This window comes from Mycobacterium sp. (assembly GCF_050701675.1).
GTDB lineage: Bacteria > Actinomycetota > Actinomycetes > Mycobacteriales > Mycobacteriaceae > Mycobacterium.
Map to the genome: position 1 here is coordinate 1 of NZ_JBOGDD010000827.1, position 5526 is coordinate 5526.

A 5526-nucleotide genomic window follows, 5' to 3' on the forward strand; every position below is an offset into this window, starting at 1 on the left:
ATCCTGTTCGGCACCCTGTTCGCGACCGACGCCACCGCCCTGGACAGTCGCCTGAACGCCCTAGCCGACACCGTCTGCCCCGCCGACCCCCGGACCAAGGACCAACGCCGCTCCGACGCGATGGGCGCCCTGTCCCACGGCGCGGACCGACTGATCTGCCTGTGCGACACCACCGACTGCCCCTCCGGTGAGATCCCACCCTCGACCGGGGTGGTCATCTACGTCGTGGCCCACCAAGACACCATCAGCGGACCCCCCATTCCCGACACACTCAACGATCCCAACGGACCCAATGGACCTGACGCGCCTGAGGATTCACCAGTCGCCGACGGCGCCAACGATTCCGACGATCACGACGATCACGCGGCCCCCGATGACGCCGGTTCCGCCGATGGTCCCCAAGATCCCGATGGACCCGACGCGCCCGAGGATTCACCAGTCGCCGACGGCGCCAACGATTCCACCGACTCACCAGCCCCCGACGAGGCTGACAGCCCCGACGATCACGACGATCACACAATCCTCGACGATGCCGGTTCCGCCGACGATGCCGACAGGGCTGCCTGCGACCGCACCACCAACGACCACACCGCCGACGAGTGCGCTGGCCTCGACGGGCTTCCGCCCCCGTTGTTCTCCAAACCATTGCACGAGTTGACCTGGGCCGACCTCGCGCATCCCGATCCCGGCCCGCAGGCCACCATCCGACCCGCCGCCATGATGGGCGGGCAGTTCCTACCCGGCAGCATCGCGCGCCGCGCCGCCCTCAATGCCACCCTCTCGGTGATCATCCACCCCGGCCAAGCCCCACCCGAAACCCACTACACGCCGTCGAAGAAACTGGCCGAGTTCGTCCGCTCCCGGGATATGACGTGTCGCTTCCCCGGGTGCAAGGAACCTGCCACCAACTGCGACTTGGATCATACGATTCCGTGGCCGTACGGCCCGACGCAGGCCACCAACCTCAAGTGCCTTTGCCGAAAACACCACTTGCTCAAGACTTTCTGGGCCGGGAACCCCGGCTGGCGGGACCGACAACTCCCCGATGGCACTGTCATCTGGACCGCACCGGACGGGCGGACTCACGTCACCACGCCGGGGAGTCGGCTGCTGTTCCCCGAACTGTGCCAACCCACTGCAGAGGTCAGCCCCATCGACGTGCCCGCCCGGCCGGCTCACACCGCAGGGTTGAAGATGCCGCGCCGCAGAACCACCCGAACTCAAGACCGAGCCCGCCGCATCCACGACGAACGCACACTCAACGCCGCTGCCGCAGAGGCACCCGCAGCGCGCAGGTCCCAGCACAACACCGTCGTCACTGCAGAAATGTAACGGTTTCCGACAACGGAGCTCGGGGGATGTACGGCTGCCGCGATGCCAGGTCGATGTATCCAATCGACATGCCGCAATACAAAATTCGCTGCGACGGTGGTGCAATGACCTCGGCGACACTGCGATGGTATTCGGCCCAGGCGATTTGAGGGCAGCTGTGTAGCCCCTCTGATCGCAGCAACAGCATCACCGTCTGCAAATACATCCCCGCATCTCCCCACTGGGGTGGTGGCATATCGCGGTCCAGATAGCAGAACAGAACCGTGGAGGCGCCGAAACCCTTCCAGTTGCCTGCGCGGACCCGCGCACGAGCGACCAGATCATCGTGACCAATTCCCAAAGCGCCGTAGCGGCGTTGCCCGAAGTCCTCCAAGCGTTCCCGATACGGACGACCCAGCGGCGCGGGATATGTCTGGACCTCCAGCGCATCCCCCCGATCTCCGGCAGCCACTCGCACCGCGATTCGCTCCTTTAGCTCGGAGAGTCGCTCGCCACCGAGCACATAGACATGCCACGGCTGAAGATTCCCACCTGACGGGGCCCTCGAAGGTGCCGTCAGGACCCGCGACAGAAGGTCTCGATCCACCGGACGGTCAACGAACTCCCGGACCGACTGTCTGGAAGCCACCGCGTCGTATACGTCCATGTCGGCAATCGTATGACGACCACCTACCTGCCTTGCATAGTCAGGGGTGACTGTTCGGGAACCGTTTACACGTCAAGGGGTTTCAGCTCATGCCTGCAGAAAGGTGTCGCGTACGCATTGCCGCAACCAACGGTGGGCTGCGTCGGCGTCGTATCGCGGATGCCACGCCATGCTCAACTCCAACGTAGGCAGGTCCAAGGGAATGTCGAAGGTGCTCAGTCCGAGGGCATCGACGGCACCTCGGGTGATCGCACGGGCCGTGATGCCCACCAGGTCGCTGTTCTGCACCAGCTGCAGTGCCCCCAAAGCGCTGGGCGTGCAGACTGCCACCCGGCGACGGAGCCCGTGCTCGGCGAGCAGGTCGTCGATCGGCCCGGTGAGTCGCCCGCGGCGCGAGGACACGACGTGCTCCGCAGCGGCGAAGCGCTGCAGCGTGATCCGCTTGGTCGTCAGTTCGTGGCCCACCCGCACCACGCCCACCATCCGGTCGGAGAACACCGGTTCGATGTGCGTTTCCGGATGCGTGCGGCGCATCTGCCCGAGTTCGAGGTCAACACTCCCGTCCCGCAACGCCTCGGTGTCTTCGTGGCTCTCGCCGACGAAGCGCAACGTGACCCCTGGCGCTTCACCGAGAATCCGTGACACCAGCCGAGAACCGATCGTGCTGGACAACAGATCGCCGATCTGCACCGAGAAGGTTCGCCGCAGCATCGCCGGATCGGGGTTTTCGACCGGGCTCAAGAGTCGGCGGCCCTGCTCGACCAGCTCGTGCACCCGGCTCTGCATCGCGATTGCCCGTGGGGTCGGCACCATTACGCGGCCGGCTCGCACCAGGATCGGGTCGTCGAGGATGCGCCGCAGCTTGGCCAGCGTGCGGCTCATCGCCGGGGCCGAGGTGTGCAGCCGTAACGCGGCACCGCCGACGCTGCCCTCGTCGAGCAGTGCGTCGAGCGCAACGAACAGGTTGAGATCGATGCTTGATTCCATTCTGGATAACCATTCCTTACCAAACATGCACTGGACGGCAACTGTCGTCGAGCATAGCTTGGCTGTCATCACTACGAAGAAAGGTCACACCATGACGTCAACCCTGCACTCAGAACCCGTATCCGCTGTGCTGCAACGGTTGTTGACTGCCGAGGAGCAGCACGACCCACAGGAGTTCGCCGAAACCGGAGTGGACGGGTTCCCCGCGCACCTCGACGCCGCCCAGCGGGCCGAGCTCTTCAAGAACGTCTACATGTCCGTGTCCTCGACCGCCGGCGAGCTGCTGTATCTCCTCGCCCGAGCGACCGGTGCCCGCACCGTCGTCGAGTACGGGACGTCATTCGGCGTCTCGACGATCTATCTGGCCAGCGCAGTGCGGGACAACGGCGGCGGCACGGTCATCGGCACCGAGCTGCAGCCCGAAAAGGCCGCTACGGCGCAGAAGAACTTCGTCGACGCGGGTGTAGCCGACCTCATCGAGTTGCGCGTCGGTGACGCTCGCTCGACGCTGGCCGACGTGCCGGGCGAGATCGATTTGGTGCTGCTGGACGGTTGGCCGGATCTGGCGCTCCCGGTGCTGCGGCTCCTCGAGCCCTCGCTGCGGCCAGGTTCTCTGATCCTGGTCGACGACGTGGACATGGACTTCGGCAGCGACGTACACGGCCCGCTGCTGGCCTACCTGGGCGAACCCTCCAACGGGTACCTCGCGATCAAGCTCCCGATGGGGGACGGCGTTCAGGCTTGCGTTCGACTCTCCTGACCGTCGTCGCGCACGCCCTTGTAGATGCCCCTGCGGACGATCATCGGCTGCAGGATCCGGTCGATCGACCACGCCGGGAACCGGAACGCGTGGCCGCTGGGGGCGAAGATCTCCAGGCCGTCGGACTGCGCACCCACCACCGAACCCCAGCGCCGTTTCGGCGCGGTGTACGTGCGCAGCGGCTTGGCATCGAAGTGCGCGCGCACGTTGTGGGCGACGACGCCGTCCGCGCGGTTGCGGGCCGAGCTGCGCAGCGGGTCGGTGGCGGCGACGTCTCCGACCGCGAACACGCCCGCGTGTCCAGGCACTCGCAGGTCCGCTCCGACGCGGACGAAGCCGTGCTCGTCGAGCACCTCCGGCGGCAGCCAGTCGGTGTTGGGTCTGACCCGCCCGACGGCCCACAGCACGGCATCCGCCGACGCCGGGCTCTGCCCGGTGCTCCAATGCACTGGCCCGGCGGTGATCTCGTCACAGGCGAAGCCGTCGGGAACTACCGCGCGGTGCCCATCGTGCAGACCTACGCCGAGATCGGTCAGCCGGCGCCTGATGCGGCCCCAGATTCTCGGGTGGTGCGAGGGCAGCGGACGTTCACCCGGGTAGTAGAGGTCGACACGCTTGTCCGGCCAGGTCGCCGCGAGATTGGCGGCGCTGCTGACCGCTGCGGCGCCGCCACCGACGACGATGACGGAACCGGCGGAGGCCAGCCGGTCGTGCGCAACGCGAAGGTCGGCTCCGACGTCGTCACCGGACTGAAGGGTCGGCCGACGCCAGAAACCGTTGGCCACGCCGGTCGAGATGACGAGGGCGTCGTAGTCCTCCTCCTGGGTCGTGCCGTCGTCGAGCTGAACGACGACCCGATGCGCGGCGAGGTCGAGACCGGCGAGGGTGCCGTGGACGGTGCGCACGCGGTCGAGGCCGCGAAACCTGTCGAAGGGGATCCAGTAGTCGCGCGCCCAGTCGTCGGGGCGGCTGAGCCGGATGCCCAACTCCTGACCGCTCACCAATGCGGTCTTGACCGAGATGCCGACGACGTCGACGTGGCGCGCCAGCCGGATCGCCGTCAGGATGCCACTGTCGCCGAGGCCCGCGATCACGACGCGTCTGCGGCTCACGACGCGGCCCTGCGGGGCGGCCACGGAACGAAGCGCGACACCCGGCCGACGACGTCCTGGTACGCAGGCCGCCGCTGCAGGCTGCGCTTCTCCATCATCGGGATGCTGGCACCGAGGAACAGCGCCAGGATGGCCACCGCTCCGATGACCAACCACCACGCATCGGCGGGCGCCGCCGCGATGCCGAACAGTGCGAGGGCGAACCAGAAGCTGAACTCCCCGAAGTAGTTCGGATGCCGCGACCAGCTCCACAGCCCACGGTCCATCACGTCGCCAGGCCGACGGTCCCTGACGAACCGGTGCATCTGAACGTCGGCGACGAGTTCGAGAGCGACCGCCGCGAGACCGATGACGAACGCCACCAACGCAAGCCACCCGAGACCGTCGCCAGGACGCGTCACCGCCACGTACACCGGCACCATGCCAAGGAAGACCTGCGCGGTCGGGATCAGGTGGATCGCGACCAGGTCGGCGCCGAACTCCCAGCGGCCGGCCCGCTCCTTGAACATCGGATAGCGCCAGTCCTCGTGGTGCAGGCCGGGAAACGCGTAGACCCAGTTCCCCGTCAGGCGGATCGCCCACAGCACGACCACGATCGCCACCAGCCAGCAGCGCAGTTGGTCGACACCCGGCCCGGCCTGGCTCCACCAGTAGAAGAGCAGCAGCGGCGGGGCGACGCTCCAGTAGGC

Annotated in this window: 6 protein-coding genes; 2 read left to right on the forward strand and 4 right to left on the reverse strand. The window is 67.0% G+C overall.

What is annotated here, in order from left to right:
* On the forward strand, window positions 1-1332 hold a 1332-nt coding region (locus ACRDUX_RS25275; protein ID WP_526417668.1), incomplete at its 5' end, for an HNH endonuclease signature motif containing protein.
* On the opposite strand, the gene ACRDUX_RS25280 is transcribed toward ACRDUX_RS25275, so the two are convergent.
* Complete coding sequence (locus ACRDUX_RS25280) at window positions 1316-1978, reverse strand: nitroreductase (protein WP_526417671.1); 663 nt, start codon at window positions 1976-1978, stop codon at window positions 1316-1318. The two genes, ACRDUX_RS25275 and ACRDUX_RS25280, sit on opposite strands and share 17 nt — an antisense overlap.
* An 87-nt stretch (window positions 1979-2065) precedes the next feature.
* A complete protein-coding gene (locus ACRDUX_RS25285; protein WP_526417673.1) occupies window positions 2066-2965 on the reverse strand; it encodes a LysR substrate-binding domain-containing protein in 900 nt (299 codons plus the stop codon).
* A gap of 91 nt (window positions 2966-3056) precedes the next feature.
* Between ACRDUX_RS25285 and ACRDUX_RS25290 the strand changes: the two genes are divergently transcribed.
* On the forward strand, window positions 3057-3725 hold the full coding sequence (locus ACRDUX_RS25290) for an O-methyltransferase (RefSeq protein WP_526417675.1): 669 nt from the start codon (window positions 3057-3059) through the stop codon (window positions 3723-3725).
* Here ACRDUX_RS25290 and ACRDUX_RS25295 read toward each other — a convergent pair.
* A complete protein-coding gene (locus tag ACRDUX_RS25295; RefSeq protein WP_526417679.1) occupies window positions 3701-4837 on the reverse strand; it encodes an FAD-dependent oxidoreductase in 1137 nt (378 codons plus the stop codon). The genes ACRDUX_RS25290 and ACRDUX_RS25295 overlap by 25 nt on opposite strands.
* A partial coding sequence (locus tag ACRDUX_RS25300; protein ID WP_526417677.1) for a DUF1295 domain-containing protein occupies window positions 4834-5526 on the reverse strand: 693 nt, incomplete at its 5' end. The genes ACRDUX_RS25300 and ACRDUX_RS25295, both read right to left, overlap by 4 nt.